Origin of the sequence: Psychroserpens sp. (genome assembly GCF_034670085.1) — a bacterium.
Lineage (GTDB): Bacteria > Bacteroidota > Bacteroidia > Flavobacteriales > Flavobacteriaceae > Psychroserpens.
On sequence record NZ_JAXMOD010000003.1, the window covers coordinates 208573 to 232937 of the forward strand.

Genomic DNA, 24365 nt, shown 5'->3' on the forward strand with positions numbered 1-24365 from the left:
TTTATTTTACTATCAAAATCTGACCAATTGACAATTCATTATTAGCAAGATTATTAAGTGATTTAAGCTTATCAACAGTAGTATTATACGTTTTAGATAACGAATAAAGTGTATCACCTTTAACTACAGCATGTGTGATGCTAACATTATTTTGATTATTTGAGATACTTTTTTCTTTTCCTAAAACCATATCATCAAACTTATAAAGTTGATAGCGTTCAATTAAACTAATTAATTTTTCCGGATATTTTCTATCTGTTGCATAACCTGCAGCTCTTAATCCTTTCGCCCAACCTTTATAATCATCTTCTTTTAATTGAAATAATTTCGAATATCGACCGCGAGAGGTTAAAAATGTTGAATGATCTTCAAATGAAGACTCTGCATGTTTATATTTTCTGAAACACTCTTGAGAGGCATCATCATCATGATAAATTTTTTGACCTGTCCAACCATGACATTTAATTCCAAAATGGTTATTCGCCTTTACGGCCAAACGACCTTTCCCAGAACCTGATTCCAGAATCCCTTGTGCTAATGTAATACTTGCAGGTATTTTGTACTTTCGCATTTCTTCCGTTGCAATAGCGCTAAAATTAGCAATATAAGCTTCGGTTGCGTTTAGATGGGATGTTGGTTTTGAAGGGGTTTCAGAAGTTGTTGTTCTGTCGGTTTCTGTCGGTTTTGAAACTTGTTCTGTTTTTTGTTTACTCCCCTTCTTTTTTGTAACAATTTTTCGCTTGGAACTGCAACTTACAGCTAAAAGTGAAATCAAAAACATAATACTAATTCTCTTCATAAATTCTTAAACGATTAAGGGCTTGTTTTGTTGTTTTAATTTTGCGTTCATTCCTACTATTCCTTGCAAACCACCTGTATGAATTGCTAATATTTTTGCGTCTTTTTCAAAATAGTCTTTAGAGATTAAATCATAAATTCCATACATCATTTTACCCGTGTAAACAGGATCCAGTGGTACATTATACTTTTTCTTGAACCGATTAATAAATTGAATTAAATCTTCATTAATCTTTGCATAACCTCCAAAGTGGTAATCGGAAACAAGCTCCCAATTATTTTTATTTACAAATTTAGTGATTTCTTCCTGTAAAAAATCACCTTTTAACGCTGGAAAACCAATAATTTTTTGATTAGAATTACTCGCATTTATTAATCCAGAAATTGTACCTCCTGTCCCAACTGGACAACATATATAATCAAATTTTTCATTAACCTCTTCCAATATCTCTTCGCAACCTTTTACTGCTAATTCATTAGTTCCTCCTTCTGGAATAAGATAAAAATCACCAAACTCCTTTTCCAATTGCTCAATAAAACTTTTAGATGTTTTGTGTCTATAGTGTTCTCTTGAAACAAATTTAAATTGCATACCACAAGCCTTTGAAACTGACAAAGTGGAATTTAATGTCCTTAAATCCTTTAATTCTTCTCCTCTAATAACTCCAATAGTTTGAAAGTTATTTTCTTGACCTGCGTGAGCTACTGCGGCAATATGATTTGAGAATGCTCCTCCAAATGTCAATAATGTCTTTTTATTCAGCTTTTTTGCTTCCAGCAAATTGTATTTAAGTTTTCTCAATTTATTACCCGAAACATGAGGGTGATTTAGATACTCAGGCTTTATAAAAACATGATTATCAATTGAAATAAGGTTTTTATCCATAAAATGAAACACTTTATCAAAAAAATAAATTAATCAATAAATATCTATAAAAATTATTTATTTTTGATTAAATTTGGAGATTACTTAGCCACAGTATTATCTGAATCTTATAAATCCTACATAATTGACAGTAAAATAGTCAATGTGATATGCCTTAAATTAAAAGATTATGATTAGAAAAATACTAGCTTTCTTATTATTAGTAATTACAACTCAATTAACTTTAGCTCAAGCCCCTGGAACAGATTGCGCATCTGCAGCTCCAATTACACTAGCACCTGGTACGACAGTATCTACTGGATTGCACACTGTTGCTAATCCTGGCGGTACTTATGCAGGAACAGGTTGTGACCCTGGAAGTTCTTGGTACACTGGTGGCGATGATGGTATTTACTCCATAAATGTTACTATTCCAGGAGATTACACTTTCGCATTTGCAAATAATGGTACGACATGGAAATCATTATCCGTTCATAATACTTGCCCACCAACTAATGGTGCGGATTGCATAGGAGGTGTTGGAACTGGATCATTTCGAGATAATTCAAGAACTCTAACTTTAGCAGCAGGTATGCATTATATAGTTATTGATTGTTGGAGTGCAGCAGCTACTTATCCTCCGACACCAGGAGCAACACCAATTCCTACATTTGAATTACTTATAACATCACCAATTTCAAATGATGACTGTTCTGGAGCTGTTGAATTATTTTCAGACGTTGACTGTACATTTAAAACATATACCAATGCTGGTGCTACTGGATCTGTTGGTGCTCCTGCTCCAGGTTGTGCTAATTATCAAGGTGGAGACGTTTGGTTTTCTTATGAGGTTAATATTACTGGAGAATTTACAATTACTACTCAAGCTGGTGTAATTTCAGACAGTGGAATGGCAGTATATTCAGGAACCTGTGGTTCTTTAGTGTTGTTAGACTGTGACGATGATTTCGGAACTGGACTTATGTCCACGATAACAATTACGGGAAGAACACCAGGAGAAATTGTTTATATAAGACTTTGGGAATATGGAAATAACAACAATGGTACTTTTGGTATTTGTATTACAACACCAATACCTCCTGGCGACAACGGCGTGTATCACGACTGTCCTAATGAAAGAAGTCAGTCATTGACCTCAGACTTTACTTGCCCTCCAGGTATTAATTCATCGAATACTGTGTTCGGGAACCTTGATGGAGCTCCCACAGCAGATAGACAAAATTCGGCAGCAAACAATACTACTTGCAATACTAATGTTGGTGCAGCAAGACGTTATGAAGGCATAAATTTCACAGTACCAACGACTGGACTTTATGTTATTGATATGACTGCAGCCGCTGGATTTGATGGCATGGGATATATTATAGTTAATGATGGGTTATATACTATTGGTTCATGTGCAACTGGGACTTTTGTCATCAGAGATGATGATTCTGGTGCAGGTCTTAATTCAAGATTAACAGTGACATTAACAGCTGGTACACCTTATACACTTATTACAACAGAATTTAACTTAGGTAGTGGCAATAGCCCTTATACATGGACTGTAACCACAGGCCCTAATATTAATTGGGAAACAGTATTTCCAATTGAATGGTATACAACAGCATCTGGTGGAACTCCTATAGAAACTGGACCAGGATTTAATCCAGTAAACTATCCAGGTTCTGGATTAACAGATACTAGTGTAGCTGGTATTTACTCATATTGGTATGCTTGTCCTACTACTCCTGCAGTTAGAACTCGAGTAGACTACGTAATAGGTAAACATTGGGAAGGTTCAACATCAAGTGATTGGAATACGGCATCTAACTGGCATGGAAACTCAGTACCTACGAATTCACAGTGTGTGTATATTCCTGATGGAACTGTTACTATTCCTGTTCTTAATGACCCTATTGTACCTGATGACTATGATGCAGACGGTTTAAACTTAACCGTTCGTAATGGAGCTTCGCTTACCTTAGCTTCAGATGTAAATACGAATAACTTTGGTTCGTCATTAACTATTCAAGATTATATTAGTGTTGAAGCAACTGGTTCATTAATCGTTGATAATGATGCTAGTTTAATTCAAGTAAATGACACGCCTTCAGTTGCAAATAGTGGCAATATTACAGTCAATAGAATCGCAAACGTAAGCCGAACTGACTATGTATATTGGGCAAGTCCTGTACAGGGCACAAGTGTGTCATCGGTTTATGGTGCAAATACACCTTTGAGTTATATATTTGAATGGATACCAACAGTACCTACAGGTTTATTTGGACCTCCTGCAGACAATGCACCTATTTGCTTTGGAGAGTGGAATAACAATAGTACTCTAACAATGAGTCCTGGACAAGGTTATGCCGTAAGAGGCCCTAATGATCACAGTAATGTGACATCTATTGATGAGAATGTTACATTTAATGGTGTACCAAATAATGGTGCCATTACGCAACAAATACTTAGTGGAACGAATCCTTCTACTAATAGTCCATACGTAAATACGATTACGAATAATTATGGATTAACAGTAACGGCTTCTGATGACAACTGGAATCTTTTAGGGAATCCTTACCCATCAGCTTTAGATGCAACAGCATTTTTATCAAGTAATACAGCCCTTGAGGGTTCTGTACATATTTGGACGCATTCAACTCAAATAGGCAATAATGGCCAGTCGTTCTACACTCAATTTGGATCTACATACGACGTTAGCGATTATATTTCGTTCAACTTTTCTGGACCTAGTTATCCTGACACCTCTTTTTCAGGTAAAATTGCTTCAGGACAAGGCTTTTTTGTTATGGCCTTGAATGATAATGAGTCTGGTAATGTTACTTTTAATAATAGTATGCGTAGTAGAACTCACAGTAATACTGACTTCTATAGAACAACCAATGACAATGAAAACACAATAGATTCTAATACCTTAGAACGTCACCGCATTTGGTTAGACTTGGTTGACCCTAACAATGCTTCATCAAACATTTTAGTTGGCTATATTGAAGGAGCAACTCAAGAAAAAGACAGATTATATGATGCATTGGCTAGAGAAGCTAATAGTTTAAGTTTATATTCTAAAATTGGAAATCAACGTATGATAATACAAGGCCGTTCATTACCTTTTGATGAAAACGACCAGGTTTCTTTAGGAACGGTAATTCCTCAATCAGGAGAATATACTATAGCAATAAGCGCTGTTGATGGATTGTTTTTAGAGGACAGTCAAAACATCTATTTGGAAGACACTCACAATGATGTAATACATAATTTAAGAGCAGCTCCATATACCTTTACAGCAACAGAATCTGCAGATTATGGAGACCGTTTCATTCTGAGATATACAGATGATGCTTTAAGTATAAATGAGTTTGACTTAGATGAATTAAGTATCGTCGCTCCTAAAGGCAACTATATAAAAATCAATTCTGAAACTAGCCCTATTGCAGCAGTAACTGTTTTTGACCTACTTGGAAGATCATTGATTGATAAATTTAATATCGGAAATACAGAGTTCATTTTAACAAATCACAATTTATCTAGTGGAGCTTATTTGGTTAAGGTAACTTTAAACAATGGTTTATCAAAAACACAAAAAGTAATTCTAAAACAATAGTTTTAAACCATTAGTCATACATTCAAAAAAAGGTCTAGATACAAAATTATCTAGACCTTTTCTGTTTTAAACACCTTGCACATATTTAAAAAAAATGTGCTTTTCACCTTTAAATTTATCCTATTTAAATGGCTAAAGTTATTAACTTAATTCAAAAAACAACATAATTTCATGCTTTACAATAGCATGATTATCAAGTAGATTAAGGGTTTTACCCCTAAAACTAAACAGTTGAACAAAAAAATAAACAAATCCTAAAATTTTTGTTAAAATTATTTAAATTTGATTAAATTGTTAAACTAGATTCCCCACAATCTGCACTGTACCATTCAACCTCATAGAAGATCTATAGTATATGGTTTAAAGATCTTGTTTTAAATTTTATATCATGATTAAAAAACTACTTTTACTTTTAATAGTTGCATTTACACCCTTGTTGATGTTAGCTCAAGCTCCAGGTGCTAACTGCGGAGCAGCAACACCTATAGGGCTTGTACCTGGTGGCACAGTATCAACAGGATTACAATCAACTGCAGGATTAGGCGATACCTATGGTGTAGGAATTAGTTGTAATACAGGATCTGGATTTTACGGAGATGGAACAGATGGCGTGTATTCAATAAACGTCACAAGTGGAGGTGATTACACCTTCACATTCGCAAATACTGGTAATACATGGAAATCACTGTCAATACATTCTGGTTGTCCACCTACAAATGGTAATTGTATTGGTGTTACTGGAGGAATTATAACTGGAGGTGCTCAAAGTGGCACAACAGGCCCACTAACTTTAACACCTGGCACCTATTATTTGGTGGTTGATTCATGGGCTGTTTTAACTCCATCTGCAAGTTTTACTTTAGAAATCACATCACCAATCGCAAATGACGATCCATGTGGTGCAATCCCTTTAACATCAAACATACCTTGTACTTTTACAACATCCACAACGGCTAACGCTACGGCTTCTGCAGGAATACCTGCACCAGGTTGTGCAAGTTATAATGGTGGTGATGTCTGGTTTACGACTGTAGTTCCTGCAAGTGGGACTATCATTGTTGAGACAGACACAGGAGTCATTACAGATAGTGGAATGGCTATTTATTCTGTTGTAGGTTCATGCCCAACACCAACACTAACTTTAATTGAGTGTGATGATGATGGTAGTGCTAATGCTCTTTTTATGTCAGCTATTACTAGAACAGGTTTAACTCCAGGCGAAACAATTTATATACGTGTTTGGGAATATGGCAATAATAATCCTGGAACTTTTAGCATTTGTGTCTCAGAACCTCCTGGACCTCCAGTTAATGATGAGCCGTGTAACGCCATAGTTTTAGGGGTAAATTCAACTTGTTCATTTACGACTTATACCAATGAGAGCGCAACGGCATCTGCGAGTGTAGCTGCTCCAGGTTGTGGAGGCTATAGCGGTGGAGATGTGTGGTTTAGACTTGTTGTTCCTGCAAGTGGTAGTATTCTAGTTGATACTAATACAGGTGTAATGACTGATAGTGGAATGGCTATGTATCAAGGTGCTTGTGGAGCTCTTAATTTCCTTGAATGTGATGATGATGATAGTAACAATGGTGCTATGTCTTCTATCACAAGGACAGGATTAACGCCTGGTGCAAACATTTATATTCGTATTTGGGAATTTGGAAATAACAATAATGGTACGTTTGATATTTGTGTGACTGAGCCACCACCACCTCCAACGAACACAGATTGTGCTTCTGCTACAGATCTTAACTGTGGACAATCAATTTTTACAACAACAAATGGGGTAACTGGTAGTGCAGCCCATGGTTCTGGATGTGGTATGAGTGATTATGGTGTTTGGTTCCACTTTGTAGGAGATGGAAGTATTGCCACAATAAATGTCACGCCAAATGGTAGTTATGATACAGAAATAGCAGTAATGTCAGGTAGTTGTGGGACTCTTACCAATTTATCTTGCCAAGATGGATTTGGAACAGATACTTTCACCTTTACAACAGCAAATTTAGTAGATTACTATGTTTACGTAGCTCATTATGGTGTTGGTAGCACTACAACAGGTGATTTCACAATTAATTTAAATTGTGCACCACCAAATTGTACTGTGGGTCCAGGAACAGGAGTTTCTCCTCTTGGATTGCCAAATCTAGGTGTCTTAGACTCCAATGGGAATAACCCAGCAATTACATCATGTGGTGTTGTAGGAAGTATTAATCTTGAAGCTACTTATTTACAATTGGGTGATCCTAGTGATTATAGTGTTTCCAATATATCTTACAGTCCTCCTTATCAGTTTGACTGTTTAGCAAACCAATTTTCAACTTTTAATGATGATACGTGGTCTCCAGTTGTCAATTTGCCTTTTGATTTTTGTTTTTATGATAATGTTGCAGCTAATGCCTTTACTCAATTTCAATCCAATGCGAATGGCGTTGTGACCTTTGATAGTTATACTCCAGGTTCGAATTGCGGCTATATTAATGATTGGAATGTACCTAGTGCTATAAATGCAGACGGATTATTTGGAACACAATTTTATGGTCGCTCAATATATGGCGTACACCATGATATTAATCCTAGCCAAGGTGGAGAGGTTGGCTACGAAACAATTACTCTTGATACTGGAGAAAGAGCTTTTATTATGTCGTGGCACGATATCCCAATGTTTTCTAATAACTCTATTTTGTACTCAGGCATGATGGTATTATATGAACATAGTAATGTCATAGAAGTTTATATTGAAGAGAAAAACATTGATAACTTTAATATCTCTCCTTGGAATGATGGTAATGCAACCGTAGCCATTCAAAACAATGCTACTACAGGGTTGGCAGCTCCAAACAGAAATAGTTTAGACGCCAATTGGACCGTTACCCAAGAAGCCTGGAGATTCACACCAACAGGTGGTGGTTTAGGATCAATTTCAAATTTGACCTGGTATGAAGGTTCGGCTATTGCTAACGGCAATACAACAACAGGACTTACGTCTTTAAGTACTAATGATGTTGTTACAGTTGCACCAACTTCTGACACAATATACACGGCTGAAATAGTCTATAGCTTTTGTGATGGGTCAACCATGACCAGATCTGAAGAAATTTTAGTTCAAGTTTCAAGTACTAAGATTTGGGATGGTTCTGAAGCCAACGATAATTGGATGGATCCATTAAATTGGTCTGATGATGCCGTACCAACCGCTGTAGATTGTGTGATTATTCCTGTAACAGGAAATGATCCAGTTATTTATGATAACGATAATGGTGATGGTTTAAACTTAACCATTGAAACTGGAGCAACACTTACTTTAACATCCGATTCAAATTCAAATGGTTTTGCGTCTTCATTAACCATTCGAGATAATATTGATATTCAAGGAACAGGTACTTTACTCGTTCAGGATGATGCTAGTTTAATTCAAGTCTATGATAGTAGCACTCCTATTGCGCCTTCAGCTTCTAATAGTGGAAACATCGTACTTAATAGAAATACTAGTCCACTTGTACGATTAGATTATGTGTATTGGTCAAGTCCTGTAGAAAATTTTGATGTATCCAATGTTTATGGAGCCAACACACCCTTAAATCGTATTTATCAATGGGAACCAACTGTACCTACAGGTACATTTGCACCTGGTGGTCAACCTATTTGCCATGGAGATTGGAGAAATCCATTATTTACTGTTGGTGGAACAATGACCAATGGAAAAGGATATATTGTTAGAGGACCTGACAATCATTCAACAACTGTGTTTTCGTCAGCGACAGCGGTGTTTACAGGAGTACCTAATAACGGTGTTATTACTAGGCAAATAACAAGCGGTACAAATCCTAATACTAGTGTTCCTTATATTCTTACACCTTATAATGATCCGCTAACCGTTACACATTTTGATGATAACTGGAATTTATTAGGAAACCCGTATCCTTCTGCCTTAGATGCAACTTCATTTTTAACGCATCCTAGTAATAATATTATAGAAGGTGCTGTTCATATTTGGACACATGGAACAGAAATTGGCAACAATGGTGATTCATTTTATGAGGATTTTGCGCTCACCTACACTACGACAGATTATATCACCTTCAATTTATCTGGAGTGAGCAATCCAAGACCTACTTTTCTAGGAAAAATTGCTTCAGGTCAAGGCTTTTTCGTTTTAGCTTTAAATGATAGTGAGAGTAATAGCGTAACTTTTAATAACAGTATGCGTGATAGAACCCATAGCAATACTGAATTTTATAGAACTACTAATGAAAATGAAAACACTTCAGATGCTGAAACTATAGAACGCCATCGTATTTGGTTAGATTTAATCGATCAAAACGAAACAACATCTAGTATTTTAGTTGGATATATTGAAGGTGCAACTCAAGAAAAAGATAGACTTTATGATGCTTTTACTAGAGAAATTAATAGTTTAAGTATCTACTCTAAAATTGATAATCAACGCATGATTATTCAAGGGCGAGCATTACCATTTGACGAATACGACCAAGTCCCATTAGGCACTGTTATTCCTCAAGCTGGAGAATACACTATCGCTATAGGTAATGTAGACGGTTTATTTTTAGATGATAATCAAAACATTTTTCTAGAAGACACTTATACTAATATAATTCACGATTTAAGAGCTGCTCCTTACACATTTACTGAAAGTGAAGCTATAGATTATGAGGACAGATTTATCCTAAGATATATAGATGACACTTTAGGTTTAAATGAATTAGAAATAGATTCAGGCTTAACTATTATTGCTCCGAACAGCAGTTATATTAAAGTGCATTCGGAAAGAAGCCTTATTGAATCAGTTACTGTTTACGACCTTTTAGGAAGAGTATTATTTGAAAAGAACACTATTAATAAGAATGAATTCGTTTTAAATAATCATAACTTATCTAGGGGTACATATATTGTAAAAGCTATATTAGAAAATGGTCAATCTAAAGCTCAAAAAATAGTATTAAAAGATTAAATTTTAATACATTTTATAAAATTCAAAAAAGGCCTTGATTTTAAATAATTAAGGTCTTTTTCATTTGAAAAAGCTTCTCTCTCAAATGAAATGTTTTTATACGCTTCATTCCAGTTTTTATAAACTATTAAGCGAATAAAGAATTCAATACCATACCACAAATAAAATGGAATAATAAGCAATTCTAATTGTTGTCTTAAATGAATTTTTTCGTGATTCACTAAATTGATATCGGTTTTTAAATGCTTATGCTTTAGAAAAACGAATGGGAAAATCGTAATTCCAACATAACCTTTAGGCACCAAATATTTAGAGATTAAAATCATAGTTTATTGCTTTCAAAAATCAATCCAATTTCCACTATCTTTGTAATATATGAAGAAAATCATTCCTTTAGAAGAAGGCGATTATTATTTAACACCTGAGGGCTATCGATGCTTTACAGAACAATATCTCTTAAAGAGAGGGTATTGCTGTGAAAGCGGATGCAGACATTGTCCTTATGGTTTCGACAAAAACACATTAAAAAAAAAGTAATGCAATCAACACATCTGTCTTTTAAAGAGCAAATAAAAGAAGGTATTCCAAATGTTTTACCTCAATCTAAACCTCATGATTTATCAATTAATCATGCTCCAAAACGTAAAAATATTCTGTCTTCAGAAGAAAAAAAATTAGCACTAAAAAATGCGTTACGCTACTTTGATAAATCACAACATTCTGAATTAATTTCAGAATTCAAAAATGAATTAGACACCTACGGCAGAATTTACATGTATCGATTGCGCCCTGATTATAAAATGTACGCACGACCAATTGAGGAATATCCTGCAAAATCTCAACAAGCAGCAGCCATAATGCTTATGATTCAAAATAATCTAGATTATGCTGTGGCTCAACATCCACACGAATTAATCACCTATGGTGGAAATGGTGGTGTATTTTCTAATTGGGCACAGTACAGACTGACGATGAAATATCTTTCGGAAATGAATGATGAACAAACTCTTGTGATGTATTCAGGTCATCCTATGGGACTATTTCCAAGTCATAAAAATGCTCCAAGAGTCGTTGTAACAAATGGAATGATGATACCTAACTATTCAAAACCAGATGATTGGGAAAAATTCAACGCATTAGGTGTTACGCAATACGGACAAATGACAGCTGGAAGCTTCATGTATATTGGTCCTCAAGGCATTGTTCATGGAACAACAATAACCGTACTCAACGGATTTAGAAAAATAAAAAAATCACCAAAAGGAAACCTATTCGTTACATCTGGATTAGGAGGCATGTCTGGTGCACAACCAAAAGCAGGTAATATTGCAGGCTGTATAACTGTTTGTGCCGAAGTCAATCCTAAAATCACACAGGTAAGATTAGATCAAGGTTGGGTAGATGAAAAAATTACAGATTTAGATGCATTAGTTGCTCGTGTTAATATAGCCAAAGCCGAAAAGGAAACTATTTCTATAGCATACTTAGGAAATATTGTTGATGTCTGGGAAAAATTTGACAAGGATAATGTTCACGTTGATTTAGGAAGCGATCAAACTTCTCTCCATAATCCATGGGCTGGAGGCTACTACCCTGTTGATATCTCCTTTGAAGATGCTAATGATATGATGGCAAACAATCCTGGATTGTTTAAACAGAAGGTGCAAGAAACCCTACGTCGTCATGCAAAAGCAATAAATAAACACACAGCAAAAGGCACTTATTTCTTTGACTACGGAAACGCATTTCTATTAGAAGCTTCAAGAGCTGGTGCAGATATCATGGCGGATAATGGAATTGATTTTAAATATCCAAGTTATGTTCAAGATATTATGGGACCTATGTGTTTTGACTATGGATTTGGTCCTTTCAGATGGGTTTGTGCTTCAGGAAAACCTGAAGATTTAGTAAAAACAGACGAAATTGCGTGTGAAGTATTAGAAGACATAAAGAAAAACTCCCCTGAAGAAATTCAGCAGCAAATGGCAGACAATATTCAGTGGATTAAAGGCGCTCAAGACAATAAATTGGTTGTTGGTTCGCAAGCTCGAATTTTATATGCTGATGCAGAAGGGCGACTAAAAATTGCTGAAGCATTTAACAATGCAATCAAAAACGAACGTATAGGAACTGTAATTCTTGGAAGAGATCATCATGATGTTTCTGGAACGGATTCTCCCTTCAGAGAAACAAGTAATATTTATGATGGATCACGCTTTACTGCAGATATGGCTATTCATAATGTTATTGGTGATAGCTTTAGAGGTGCAACTTGGGTAAGCATTCACAACGGTGGAGGTGTTGGTTGGGGTGAAGTTATAAATGGTGGATTTGGTATGGTTCTTGATGGTAGTATAGATGCAGAAAAACGTTTAAAATCGATGCTATTTTGGGATGTAAATAACGGAATTGCAAGACGAAATTGGGCAAGAAATGAAGGCGCAATTTTCGCCATTAAACGTGCTATGGAAGGTGAACCAAATTTAAAGGTAACACTCCCGAACTTAGTTGATGAAGACTTATTAGACTCGTTATAAAAAAAATAAAAATGATATGAAAAATTTAAATGAGATTCACAAACACTTTTTATTTAAAGGTGGTGTGATAAAAAAATTATTAAACGGTTTATCCTTATTTCTAATTACTTTAATTATTTCATCCTGTAGTTCTGTTAGGGTAGCCGCAGATTATGACAAAGAAGTTGATTTCAAATCTTATAAAACGTTTGCGTTCTTCAAAACTGGAATAGATAAAGCTGAAATAAGTGATTTAGATAAACGTAGGATTTTACGTGCCATTGAAGCAGAATTATTAGCTAAAGGATTTACTAAATCTGAAAATCCAGATATGCTTGTAAGTATTTTTACAAAGTCACAGCAGCGTGTTGATGTTTACAATAATTCTTGGGGATGGGGAGCTTTCGGTCCTGGTTGGGGAGGTTATGGTCCTGGTTGGGGATGGGGTTTTAATAACAGACCTATCGTTTCTACAAAATCTGAAGGCACTTTATTTATAGACCTTATTGACATGGAGAAAAAAGAATTGATTTGGCAAGGTATGGGAACTGGTTACATTTCTCAAAAAATGGAGAAAAAAGAAGAGCAAATAAAAGAATTTGTTATGAAAATAATGGAAAAATATCCTCCAGGCGACAAACAATAAACTGCACAAATTATAGTTTATCAAGCATCAATATTATATTGATGCTTTTTTGTTTTATGGCTTGAGTTTTAAGCTTCACTTATAAAAGCCTATATTTGCCGACTTTTAAGAGCAAGAATTATGATATTAGGTCAAACCACTAGAAAAAACTTTACACAAAACCCAAAAAATGATATTTTATCAGGTCTTACGGTTGCTTTAGCACTTGTACCTGAAGCTGTAGCATTTGCATTTGTAGCAGGAATTGATCCTTTAGTAGGCCTTTATGGTGCATTTATGATGGGTATTGTAACTGCTCTATTTGGTGGTCGACCTGGAATGATTTCTGGTGCAACTGGAGCAATGGCTGTAGTCATGGTTCATTTAATTCAGAAGGGTAATGAGGTAGGAACTCATCTAGAAACTCCAATAGAAAATCTTGGACTTCAATGGCTATTTATCACCTTGCTTTTTGTTGGTGGAATTCAAATTTTAGCTGGTGTTTTTAAATTAGGGAAGTTTGTTAGACTCATTCCACATCCAGTAATGATGGGATTCGTTAATGGTCTAGCTATTGTAATTTTTCTATCACAATTAGGCCTCTTCCCAAATGCTGTTCCTAAAGATATATCAATATTATCTAATACAACTGAATGGTTTTCAGCATTATTCACTAATACAACCTTTTGGAAAATGATGGGCTTCATAGGATTAACTATGGGAATAATGTACGGTTTACCTAAGCTCACTAAAAAGATTCCTGCTGCGTTAATTGCTATAATAGTTGTTGCATGTATTACAATATTTGGCGGAATTGAAATGAGTACTGTCGGTTCTTTTATTCAAGATGGAGGCGGAAAAGGACTAGAAGGAGGCTTACCAACATTCCAAGATCAAATCTTTAGTTTGTTCGGAACATTAGTTGGGCACTGGGATTTAATTCTTTCTACCGCTTTTATTTTAGCCGCTGTTGGCTTGATAGAATCATTAATGACGCTTAACCTTATTGATGAAATGACAGAAACTAGAGGTAATGGCAACAGAGAATGTATTGCTCAAGGTGGCGCAAATATGCTTAACGGACTTTTTGGAGGAATGGGTGGCTGTGCCATGATTGGACAATCAATTATAAATGTTGATTCAGGTGGTCGTGGTAGACTATCAGGTGCAGTAGCAGCGGTAGCTTTATTATGTTTTGTTTTATTCGGTGCTCCATTAATTGAGCAAATTCCAATTGCAGCACTTGTTGGCGTTATGTTTATGGTTGTCATTGGTACTTTTGCTTGGAGTAGTTTCAGAATTATTAGAAAAATTCCCTTGTCGGATGCCATTGTTTTAATTGCAGTTTCTGCTATTACTGTGTGGAAAGACCTTGCAGTAGCCGTAATTGCTGGTGTCATAATTTCAGCGCTTGTTTTTGCATGGAAAAATGCAACTATGATTAGAGCTCGCAAACGTTTACAACCTGATGGCACAAAAACGTACGAAATTTGGGGACCACTTTTCTTTGGATCTATCCAAAATTTTAATTCTAAATTCGATGTAAAGAACGATCCTCAAAATATTGAGATTGATTTTATCGAATCTAGAGTTAGCGACCATTCTGCCTTAGAAGCTATCTTTAATTTAGTCAACAAATACGAAGCCGAAGGAAAATCAATCAAGCTTAGACACCTGAGTGAAGACTGTAAAGTATTACTGTATAAGGGAAGTCCAAAGTTTAAAGAAGTAATCGTTGAAGATATTGACGATCCAAGATATCATTTAGCGGCAGATCCTGAAAAATTCACAAAACCATTATCTGAATATACTATATAAAAAAAGCGACCAAAATTTGGTCGCTTTTTTTATATTATAATTTAATTATTGATTCTTAACTAATTCTAAATAATTTTTAAACTGACCTTCAGTTAGAATCTCTTTCATTTGAGCCATAATGTATTCATTCATTTTAGCTTCCTTCATTTTTTTCTCTTTTGTTTCACCCTCAAGACTTGCTCTAGACATTTTTTCTTCAGACTTAACAAAAAGATTATATACTTGTTCTTGTTGTTTCTTATTTAAACCTAAAGAACGAATTAAACTTGTAGTCTTCTCTTTTGCACTAACTTCAGTTTCCTCAGCACTAACAGACTGTGTCTCTTTTTCCATTTTAGCCTGAGCAGTTATCGATTGGTTACCTAAAAACAAAAATAAAGCTGCAGCAATAAGTAAAATATTTTTTTTCATAATAAAATTGGATAAATTAATGGTTCAATATACAAAATTTGAAGTACTTAGGCATCAAAAATTTTAAAAAGCAAATGATATTCAATTGTAATATCTATTACATGACAATATCATTCTTCCATTCATAAGGTTTTGGTATTTCTGTATCTTCAATTAGTTGTCTTATATCAATTTCTATACCTCTACTCATATCTGTAATTGGAATGTCATTGGGTCCACCTTCGAAAGGATTTTCAGTGCTCTCACCAATAGCTTCCATAGTATGAAACACCCAAGCTAATAATGCACTAAACGGAATTGAAAACCAAACAAAATGATGGGCAATAAATTCTTGAATGTGATGCAAGGTAGACGTATGAGATACATGGTTTTCCAAATCACCTATTATATGCTCACCAATAGATTCAAATTCTTGCATAATTCCAAAAGGTAAAAGAATTATAAATACCCAAACAAACATATAGTTTAAAGTTGCAAATTGCCTAGGATAAGGAAAGTTTTTAATACGTTCACTTTTCCCTTGAAGGGTGTAAAATTCTTTCAACATATTAGCCAATTCCATATGCCTAAAATCTTCAATTATCCCTTGTTGCATTAATTCTTTAAGTCTTCTAGATTGTATGCCTAACAACTGAGACGGTTTATTCCCTTTGGCAAAAACTGTTTTATATTCCTCTTCTGAAATATACCCTTTTATGGCGTCTTCAATTGGAATAGTATCCTCACACACTAAATAGTTCGATTCTCTAAATTCCTTATTAGACTTTTGATCTTTAATATGTTGTTCCCAAGGCTTGTCTGCTCGTAATTGGTAACGTAAAGCAGTTAGCCATGCTACATGCCGATGGACTAGTTCTCTATGAACATTGAATAATTCCTTATCTGAAAGTTTTTCTTTACTATGGTCATTATTAATGAAATCTTTAACCATAATAGTCCAAGTACGTGAAGCATTAACAATTCCTCCCCAAATTTTTCGAGCTTCCCATAAACGATCATAGGATGCATTGTTTTTAAAACTCACAATAAATGCCACAGCTGTACCTAAAACTCCTAAAGGCAGCCAAGGCACATGTAACCATTTTAATCCAGCAATATCGAACAAGAGAACTGGAATAGTTGCTAAAATTAAAAACAATAAAATATGTCTACGCGTCCATTTAATGACGCCTGTTATTGGAAATATTCGTCTAGTGTACATAAATAAGATATATCATGTAAGATACAAAAGACTAGTAATTAAGCAAGCTTTCTATTTTAGACTTTACTTTTTTAGTAGAAGGGATCATAGTTTGTTCTAAGGTCGAATTTAATGGGATTGCTGGCATGTTTTCACTACCAATAGTCATTACAGGAGCATCTAAATACTTAAAGCACTCTTCTTGAATTTTTCCTGCTAGTGCTCTTGCAAAACTATTATCAGAAGGTTCTTCAGTGATCACCAAACATTTTCCAGTTTTCTTAACTGATGCCATTATTGTCTCTTCATCTAATGGATACAAAGTTCTTAAGTCTATGATTTCAATTTGATCTCTCATATCTAATTCTCCAGACGCATTATATGCCCAATGTACACCCATTCCATAAGTCACAATAGTCAACGTTTCAACATCTTCCTGTTTCCAGATTTCTTGTAAAACCCATGCTTTTCCGAATGGCAACACATAATCTTCAGAAGGCTCAACAGATGTTGCTGTTAAAGTTCCTGGTACTTTGGACCAATACAAACCTTTATGTTCTAAAATCACTACTGGATTTGGATCATAATATGCTGCTTTCATCAAGCCTTTTAAATCGGCTCCATTACTAGGATAAGCGATTTTAATTCCACGTATATTGGTAATTATACTTTCTACAGAAGAGGAATGATATGGTCCACCACTGCCATAAGCTCCAATTGGCACTCTTAGAATCATACTAACTGGCCATTTTCCGTTAGACAAGTAACAACTTCTACTAACCTCTGTAAATAATTGATTTAATCCAGGCCAAATGTAATCAGCAAACTGAACCTCAACAATCGGTTTCAACCCGACAGCACTCATGCCAACAGTAGAACCTACAATAAAGGCTTCTTGTATTGGTGTATTAAACACTCTGTCATCACCAAATTTTTGAGCTAGTGTAGCAGCTTCTCTAAACACACCACCTAGTCGTCCACCTACATCTTGTCCATAAAGCAAACACTCTTTGTGTTTTCTCATAAGTTCTTCAACTGCAAATAATGCGCAATCGACCATGACCACTTTATCAGCTCCTTCAGGAGAACGAATTCCTTTTTCTTCTGTAATTGATGTAGGCACAAAATCATGTGTGAATAAATCTTCAGGCTTTGGGTCTTCAGCTTTTAGAGCTTTTTTAAAATCACGTTCAACTTTTGCTTTTGCAGAATTTTCAATAGCGTCAATTTCTTCAGAAGTAAAACCATTATCTAATAATTGTTGTTTTAATACTGGATAAGGATCACGAGATCTAGCTTCATCCAAATCATCACGATACCACTCCATTCTAACACCAGAAGTATGATGATTTAATAAAGGAACTTTAGCATGTACTAAAAACGGACGTCGTTCTTTTCGAATCGTTGCGATTACTTTTTCAATTGCTTCATAGCTTTCTATAAAATTCGCACCATCAATAGAAATCGCTTCTAAACCGTGAAACCCTTGTGCATACTCAAAGGCATTTTGTGCTCTAGTTTCTGCTGCATTAGCCGAAATATCCCAACCATTATCTTGTACTAAATACAAAATTGGCATTTGCTTAAGAGCAGCCATTTGAAAGGCTTCTGCTATTTCACCTTCTGTCACTGAAGCATCGCCTAAACTACATACCACCAAAGGTGAATCTTTTAGTTTTTTATCATCTAGATCTTGAAGTTCTTTATACTGCATTCCCATAGCAACGCCTGTTGCAGGAATAGCTTGCATACCAGTTGCAGAGGATTGATGCGGAATTTTAGGTTTATCATCATCCTTTAAACTAGGATGGCAATAATATGTTCTTCCTCCAGAAAAAGGATCCTCTTTTTTAGCTAATAATTGCAACATTAAATCATAAGGTTGAAGTCCAAATGACAATAACATGGCATCATCTCTATAATATGGAAACGTATAATCTTGAGGTAATAATTGCATTCCTAATGCCGTTTGAATCGCTTCGTGACCTCTTGACGTTGCGTGCACATATTTTGAAACTAGTTTGAAATTAGCTTCATATAATTCCGCCATTGCTTTAGCAGTACACAAATTTGAAAATCCTTTTTTAAGTATCTCTTTATTCATATCAAATGCCTGCGAAAGCAGGTATCTATTTTATTTAACTTGATTGTCATTCTGAGCAAAGCGAAGAATCTCAAGTGAGATTGCCACGTCGTTTCCCTCCTCGGAATGACAATTCGATTATATTTTTCTATTCATATCAAACTGCTCGAAATAATCAGCAACGCGACGCACAAAACTTCCGCCTAAAAAACCATCAACTACTCTGTGATCAAATGACAATGACAAATACATCATACTTCTTATTGCTATTTCATCACCTTTTTCTGTAGAAATTACTTCAGGTCGTTTTTTTATGATTCCTAAAGCAAGAATAGCGACTTCTGGCTGATTAATAATAGGTGTTCCCATGACGCTTCCGAAGGTTCCAACATTAGATATGGTGAATGTACTTCCTTGAATATCATCTGCTTTTAAATTGTTCTCTCTAGCTCTGTTGGCAAGTTCATTGACCGTTGCTGCTAGACTCTTCAAATCTTTGGTATCTGCGTTTCTAACAACAGGAACAATTAAATTCCCACTAGGCAAGGCAGTTGCCATACCAATATTAATATCCTCTTTTACAATGATGTTTTTGCCATCTACTGATGCATTAATATTTGGAAAATCTTTAACTGCTTTTGCAACAGCTTCAACAAATAAAGGTGTAAACGTTAGCCGTTCGCCATGCTTTTCTTGAAAAGCAACTTTATTAGCATTTCTCCAATTTACCATATTGGTCAAATCGGCTTCTACATAAGCTGTAACATGAGGTGATGTATGTTTTGAATACACCATATGATCTGCAATCATTTGACGCATTCTGTCCATTTCTATTACCTTACCTTTTCCTTTATCAAAGTTCAATTGTGGAATACGATACGCTGTTGGGTCTTGTTGAGCAACTGGTTGCGCAAACTTATATGGTCGACCATCTTCTATATACTGAAACACATCACTTTTACGTAATCTTGCGTCATGACCTGTTGCTGGAATTCTTGCTAATTCTTCAAAACTGATATGATGTTCTTTTGCAATTTTGATTATTAAGGGTGAAAAGAACGTATTACTGTTGGAAACTGAAAACGATTTTGATTGAGATTCCTGTGCTTCGTTCGGAATGACAACTCGTTTCTTTTTTAGCTTTTCGGCTTTCTTTTGAGAGGTCTCAACTGCGCTCGACGTGACATCTGTTTTCTTTTTTGAAACTGAAACTTTGCCATTTGTTTTGATTATAGCAATAGTCTCACCGATTTTAATAACAGCATTAGACTCATATAAGATTTCTTCGATAACTCCTGAAACATTTGAAGGCACTTCAGAATCTACTTTATCTGTAGCGACTTCTAAAAGCATTTCATCTTCTTCTATAGTATCACCAACATTTTTGAACCATGTAATAATGGCTGCTTCAGTAATACTTTCTCCCAATCTGGGCATTTTAAATTCTACTTTAGACATTGTCTTTTCTTATCTTAATGGATTCCGTATCATGTACGGAATGACAAAATATATTAATTATCGTTCTCAATATCTACTACTTTGCGTTAGCGATTGAGCGGTATGTTTGAGCTCCTTGAAAAGAGCGAGTAGTGAAAGCGCGACCCTTGTGGTAACGCCCAACTATTTTTTCATAAAATCGCGAAGTGTTTTATACACATCTTCTTGAATTTTCATATGTTTTGGAACCTCTCTTAAAGGTTCAACTTCTTTTAAACTGTCGTGACAATCTGCTGGTAATTGCTGATATAACTGAGTTCCCTTTGTTTTCCAGGCAATCATATCATCTGTAACGTCTTTAATCACTTTTGCAGGATTTCCAATGACTAAACTTCGTCTTGGAACTAAGGTTTCAGCCTTCACAAATGCCATTGCTCCTATTATAGATTCATCACCAATTTCAGCATCATCCATGATTACAGAATTCATTCCTATAAGGCAATTTCTGCCTAAATTTGCTCCATGAATAATGGCTCCATGCCCAACATGAGCACTTTCTTTTAGTGTAATTGATTTTCCAGGAAACATATGGACTGTACAATTTTCTTGAACATTCACACCATCTTCCAATATAATTTGTCCCCAATCACCTCGAATTGCAGCTCCAGGTCCAACATAACAGTTCTTGCCAATAATAACATTACCTGTTACGGCTGCCAAAGGGTGCACAAAACTACTTTCATGAACGACTGGTATGTAGCCATTAAAACTGTATATCATTTCTATTTAAATCCTTTTAATTTTTCTTTTGTAAAATCAGACAGCACTAATCTCCCACTAGTTTGTGCGCGTTCTGCTAATAACTCATCCCAATCATCTGTTCCTTTCCAGAACACTTTTTTCATCTCCATCATGGCTTCTGTATTGTAAGTACACAAATGTTCAGCTGTTACTTTTACCGCATTGTCAAGTTCCTCTGTACTTTCATAGACATGGGTAAACAAACCTTTCTGTTTAGCCCATTCTGCAGGATAAAACGAATTCGCATCAATAGCGATTTGAGACATGGCACTCAATCCCATTTTACGTTCAATCGCTGGACCAACAACAAATGGTCCTATACCAATATTCAATTCACTTAATTTTATTGCCGCAAACTTTGTACCCATGCAATAATCGGTTGATGCTGCAAGTCCTACTCCTCCTCCAACTGTTTTTCCTTGAATTCGTCCGATAATAAACTTTGGACATTTGCGCATGGCATTAATGACGTTTGCAAATCCTGAAAAGAATACTTTTCCAGTAGCTGCATCATTAATATTTATTAGTTCTTTGAAACTTGCTCCTGCACAAAATGTTCTATCTCCTCCACTTTTTAAAACAATGACTTTGACATCATCATTTTCGCCTGCATCAGTAATAGTTTGTGCTAGTTTAGCTAAAACATCTCCTGGTAAAGAGTTGTGTGCCGGATGAAAAAACTCAATATATCCTACTTCGTTTTCGATTTCTATTTTTACGTATGGCTGTGTCATGTTATATTAATCCAAATTGTTCAAAATGGTGATTAAGGTGTTTTCTCTCTAATAAATATGATTCATATCTATTCAATTCACCGAAAACTAGATTCTTTAATTTAGACTCTGGATGCTCTTTATAATACTCTAAATATTTTTCTCTTTGTGCTTTAAATTTTTCAATCGCAGTTTCTAAATCAGGATATCTTAATGTATCCAGTGTGTCTTTTTCAAGCAACGGAAAGTTTGTATTCTTAGGAAACTTGTCATAATTATAAAGGCTATTATGAACCTTCTCTAAAATTTTCTCAGGTGTTGCAACATCAAAATCTTGAATTTCTCCTGAAGCAATTTTATAGGTGTATTCTAAATGCTCAATCATGTGTTGAGGTGTCATAATTCCCCATTTTGGTTTAGCATCTTCGGTAAGTTTAGATAAACATTCTATGATTTTGTCTTCGGTCATTTCGATAAAGGTCTCTTGCTTTTTCTGTACCATTGTTAGAATAGTTGCAATTGCCACCAATTCATCTTCAGCATCAAATACCTCAACATACCATTTTACGATACCGCTTGGATGCTCTGCCGAAGCGACATCACGATCTACTTTTTGTTTGCAAGTCAATCTTACATAAACCGTATCATTGTGGTATAATGGACGTAAGAATCGACAATCTTCTAATCCGTAGTTTGCTGCTACAGGACCTTTGTTTGGGTACACAAATAATCCAGCAGCAGCTGAAATTATGAAATAACCATGAGCAGTTCGCTTTTCAAAAATGCTTCCATCTAAAGATGTGATATCTGTATGCGCATAAAAATGATCCCAAGTTAAATTTGCAAAATTTATAATATCAGTATCTGTGAACGTGCGTTTATGTGTTTTGAGTGACATTCCTGGTTGAATATCTTCCCAATGGTATTTAAATGGATGCTGATCTGCTACCTTGTATTTTGAATTCTGCTGGTAAATACCAGTAATTTCTGTAATTGTTGTTGGAGAACCTTGAATAGCAGTTCGTTGCAAATAGTGCTTAATTCCTCGCATTCCTCCCATTTCTTCTCCTCCTCCAGCACGACCTGGACCACCATGAACCAAGTAAGGTAAGGGTGAACCATGACCTGTACTTTCTTTAGCACTTTCTCTATTTAAGACTAATATTCTTCCGTGGTGACTGGCTGCATTTACAACATAATCTTTGGCAATTTTGTCGTCATTAGTGGCAATTGAAGACACTAAAGATCCTTTTCCCATTTGAGCTAAAAGAATGGCTTCATCTAAATTTTTATAAGGCATTATTGTGCTTACTGGTCCGAAAGCTTCGCGTTCATGAATCACTGTATTTTGTAACGGGTTATCAGCTCTAAATAAAATTGGGCTTATAAACGCTCCCTTTTTAGCATCAGCTCCAATGGTTTCAATTTTATCTAGGTTACCATAAACCATTTGTGCTTCTTTTGCAATATCCTTAACTGAATCTCTAACCGCTTGAACTTGTTGATGGCTCACGAGTGATCCCATTCTGACTTCTTTTAATCTTGGATCACCTATAGTAACTTTATCTAAGGCTTTCCCCAAAGACACCTGAACATCTTCAACTAGATTTTCGGGAACAATAATACGTCTGATTGCCGTACATTTTTGTCCAGCTTTAACGGTCATTTCTTTGCGGACTTCTTTAATGAATAAATCAAATTCTGGTGTTCCTGGAACGGCATCTTCACCTAAGATTGACGCGTTTAGTGAATCGGCTTCCATTGTAAATGGCACAGATTCTTGTATTAATCTAGGATGTGCCTTTAATAATCGCCCTGTTGCGGCCGAACCTGTAAACGTAACGACATCTTGAGATTCTACTGTATCAAGTATTGTTTTTACAGTTCCATTTATGATTTGAAGTGCACCTTCTGGTAATATACGAGAATCGATTATCGTTCTGGCAACAGCTTCTGCTAAAAACGATGAAGAAGGTGCTGGTAAAACAACTGCAGGAACTCCTGCCATCCAATTAACTGCACATTTTTCTAACATTCCCCAAACTGGAAAATTAAAAGCATTAATATGTACTGCAACCCCTTTTTTAGGGACCATTATATGATGTGCCATAAAACGTCCACCACGAGATAAATCGATAGCATCGCCTTCAACATGATACGGTTGATTAGGAAATAGTTTTCTCAATGATGCATTAGCAAATAAGTTTCCGAAGCCACCTTCAATATCAATCCAACTATCAACTTTCGTAGCTCCAGTTCTATAACTTAACTCGTAAAACGCCTCTTTCTTTTTTGTAAGATACATGGCTAATTTTTTGAGCATATTGCCTCGTTCCTGAAAAGTCATTTTACGAAGTTGCTCTCCTCCTTTAGTTCTTCCGTAATTGAGAATTTCAGGAATATCTAATCCTTCAATTGCAACGCTAGTGAATGCTTCACCAGTAATAGCATCTAGAATTGGTGTTCCTTCTTCTTTACCAGTTGTCCAATTACCTTGAACGTAATGTTGTATTTTTTCCAT

The 24365-nt window shown here is 35.4% G+C and carries 16 protein-coding genes; 6 read left to right on the plus strand and 10 right to left on the minus strand.

Going from position 1 to position 24365, the window contains the following annotated elements; genetic code table 11:
* Position 1 precedes the first annotated feature (1 nt).
* Both VOI25_RS07070 and VOI25_RS07075 read right to left on the minus strand, forming a co-directional pair.
* Positions 2-799 carry a glucosaminidase domain-containing protein gene (locus VOI25_RS07070; RefSeq protein ID WP_323788355.1) on the minus strand — a complete coding sequence of 266 codons (798 nt, stop codon included), beginning with the start codon at positions 797-799 and terminating at the stop codon, positions 2-4.
* A 6-nt stretch (positions 800-805) separates the two neighbouring features.
* Positions 806-1684 (minus strand): 1-aminocyclopropane-1-carboxylate deaminase/D-cysteine desulfhydrase, encoded by an 879-nt coding sequence (locus VOI25_RS07075; RefSeq protein ID WP_323788356.1) that lies wholly within the window; start codon positions 1682-1684, stop codon positions 806-808.
* Between the two features lie 169 nt (positions 1685-1853).
* On the opposite strand from VOI25_RS07075, the gene VOI25_RS07080 reads away from it, so the two are divergent.
* Both VOI25_RS07080 and VOI25_RS07085 read left to right on the plus strand, forming a co-directional pair.
* The gene (locus VOI25_RS07080) at positions 1854-5288 is read left to right on the plus strand and encodes a T9SS sorting signal type C domain-containing protein (RefSeq protein ID WP_323788357.1); all 3435 of its coding nucleotides are present in this window, start codon (positions 1854-1856) and stop codon (positions 5286-5288) included.
* Positions 5289-5676: 388 nt separating this feature from the next.
* The gene (locus VOI25_RS07085; protein WP_323788358.1) at positions 5677-10260 is read left to right on the plus strand and encodes a T9SS sorting signal type C domain-containing protein; all 4584 of its coding nucleotides are present in this window, start codon (positions 5677-5679) and stop codon (positions 10258-10260) included.
* On the opposite strand, the gene VOI25_RS07090 is transcribed toward VOI25_RS07085, so the two are convergent.
* On the minus strand, positions 10257-10586 hold the full coding sequence (locus tag VOI25_RS07090) for a hypothetical protein (protein ID WP_323788359.1): 330 nt from the start codon (positions 10584-10586) through the stop codon (positions 10257-10259). The genes VOI25_RS07085 and VOI25_RS07090 overlap by 4 nt on opposite strands.
* 49 nt (positions 10587-10635) lie before the next feature.
* On the opposite strand from VOI25_RS07090, the gene VOI25_RS07095 reads away from it, so the two are divergent.
* From VOI25_RS07095 to VOI25_RS07110, 4 genes are all read left to right on the plus strand, one after another.
* Positions 10636-10797 carry a DUF5522 domain-containing protein gene (locus VOI25_RS07095; protein WP_161791994.1) on the plus strand — a complete coding sequence of 54 codons (162 nt, stop codon included), beginning with the start codon at positions 10636-10638 and terminating at the stop codon, positions 10795-10797.
* Between the two features lie 14 nt (positions 10798-10811).
* Positions 10812-12797: a urocanate hydratase gene (locus VOI25_RS07100; RefSeq protein WP_323788485.1), complete on the plus strand. Its 1986-nt coding sequence runs from the start codon at positions 10812-10814 to the stop codon at positions 12795-12797.
* 16 nt (positions 12798-12813) lie between these two features.
* Complete coding sequence (locus tag VOI25_RS07105; RefSeq protein ID WP_323788360.1) at positions 12814-13422, plus strand: DUF4136 domain-containing protein; 609 nt, start codon at positions 12814-12816, stop codon at positions 13420-13422.
* Positions 13423-13542: 120 nt separating this feature from the next.
* Positions 13543-15219 (plus strand): SulP family inorganic anion transporter, encoded by a 1677-nt coding sequence (locus tag VOI25_RS07110; protein WP_323788361.1) that lies wholly within the window; start codon positions 13543-13545, stop codon positions 15217-15219.
* Positions 15220-15264: 45 nt separating this feature from the next.
* On the opposite strand, the gene VOI25_RS07115 is transcribed toward VOI25_RS07110, so the two are convergent.
* The 7 genes from VOI25_RS07115 to paaZ form a co-directional block, all read right to left on the minus strand.
* Positions 15265-15630, minus strand: coding sequence for a hypothetical protein (locus VOI25_RS07115; RefSeq protein WP_323788362.1), 366 nt, complete (start codon positions 15628-15630; stop codon positions 15265-15267).
* Positions 15631-15727: 97 nt separating this feature from the next.
* Positions 15728-16831: a bestrophin family protein gene (locus VOI25_RS07120; RefSeq protein ID WP_323788363.1), complete on the minus strand. Its 1104-nt coding sequence runs from the start codon at positions 16829-16831 to the stop codon at positions 15728-15730.
* 31 nt (positions 16832-16862) lie between these two features.
* The gene (locus VOI25_RS07125; protein ID WP_323788364.1) at positions 16863-18914 is read right to left on the minus strand and encodes an alpha-ketoacid dehydrogenase subunit alpha/beta; all 2052 of its coding nucleotides are present in this window, start codon (positions 18912-18914) and stop codon (positions 16863-16865) included.
* A gap of 117 nt (positions 18915-19031) precedes the next feature.
* Positions 19032-20351 carry a dihydrolipoamide acetyltransferase family protein gene (locus tag VOI25_RS07130; RefSeq protein ID WP_323788365.1) on the minus strand — a complete coding sequence of 440 codons (1320 nt, stop codon included), beginning with the start codon at positions 20349-20351 and terminating at the stop codon, positions 19032-19034.
* A gap of 162 nt (positions 20352-20513) precedes the next feature.
* Entirely contained in the window at positions 20514-21110 is a 597-nt protein-coding gene (locus VOI25_RS07135) for a transferase hexapeptide repeat family protein (RefSeq protein ID WP_323788366.1), read from the minus strand.
* A gap of 2 nt (positions 21111-21112) precedes the next feature.
* Positions 21113-21865 carry an enoyl-CoA hydratase/isomerase family protein gene (locus tag VOI25_RS07140; protein ID WP_323788367.1) on the minus strand — a complete coding sequence of 251 codons (753 nt, stop codon included), beginning with the start codon at positions 21863-21865 and terminating at the stop codon, positions 21113-21115.
* A 1-nt stretch (position 21866) separates the two neighbouring features.
* Positions 21867-24365 (minus strand): phenylacetic acid degradation bifunctional protein PaaZ, encoded by a 2499-nt coding sequence (paaZ, locus tag VOI25_RS07145; protein ID WP_323788368.1) that lies wholly within the window; start codon positions 24363-24365, stop codon positions 21867-21869.